This is a genomic window from Dellaglioa sp. CoH-57-MRSF-19 (assembly GCF_056781975.1).
Map to the genome: position 1 here is coordinate 1 of NZ_JBXAXW010000029.1, position 1,054 is coordinate 1,054.

Annotated in this window: 1 protein-coding gene; it reads left to right on the forward strand. The window is 51.2% G+C overall.

Translation table 11 applies throughout. The features are described 5' to 3' along the window. Positions 1-820, forward strand: an 820-nt coding sequence (locus AC1RO3_RS07955) for a hypothetical protein (protein WP_481763923.1), incomplete at its 5' end; no start/stop codon positions are given. Between the last annotated feature and the right edge of the window lie 234 nt (positions 821-1,054).

Below are 1,054 nucleotides of genomic sequence, written 5' to 3' on the forward strand. Positions count from 1 at the left end.
TGGTAATCCTGCGTCTGGTGCTATAGCCACATTCGTGGCCGATCGATGGTTCATGTTCAGTAACGGCGCTACTGTGACCACAGCAACCGGGACCACTGGTAGCGACACTACTTATTTGTCGTGGCAGGAGACATCTGGTACTGGTGCACCTTATATTTCGCAGTCCATAAATGATGTGTCCACACTGAATGGCCAGACAGTTACTGTATCGTTCTTGATCAACGTATCAAAGGGCATGTCGTTTACCCCTTCGCTGTTCCAGAACTTCGGGTCTGGCGGTTCGAGTACAGTGACGCTATCAGGAACGCCTATTGCGGTGCCGGCAAATACATGGACGAGATGTCAGCAGACATTTAGCATTCCTTCGGTTGTGGGAAAGACGCTGGGCACCAATCACTATCTGCGGTTCCAGCTGGCTACGACGGCGGCACCCGGCACGTTCACGGCGCTGATCACTGAGGTGCAGCTCGAACAGGGCCCATCCTATACGGGCTTCGAATTCAAGGACTTGTCGGTGATGGCGAATGAGTGCTTGTTCTATTATGAAGCCTTCCCGGGATCGCCATTTGCGTGGTCGGGTCAAGTTGGTAATACGCAAGTCCCACAAATGACAGTGCAGTACGCATATAAACGCGTAAATAACCCCACTCTAGTAGCCAGCAACGTCTCATCTTCAGGTTTGGCTGCGGGCAATCCAACAATAGCTTCCCAGACCAATAACGGGGCGCGGTTGAATCTTCCGGCCGGTAACGTATTGCTAGGAGCATTTGGTACGTACAGTTTTGGATTAACTGTGAACGCAGAATTGCCGACGACGTAAAGACACACTGTCTCAATTTTAGTGTGCACATCAATAAGGAGTATTAAATGAGTACAGTAGTGGGCACATGCCAAGATTGTATTGTGTCAGTGCCGCCGGCCCCACCAGCCAGCTTGCGCTTTCGTCTAAACGTAGTAGAAGGGCAAAATCTGGTGTTGAAGCAGGTAGGAACACTCAGCTCGATTTACCCAGCGTCTGGCGTAGGCGCGATAGGTCAACGCTTGACTCCGACTA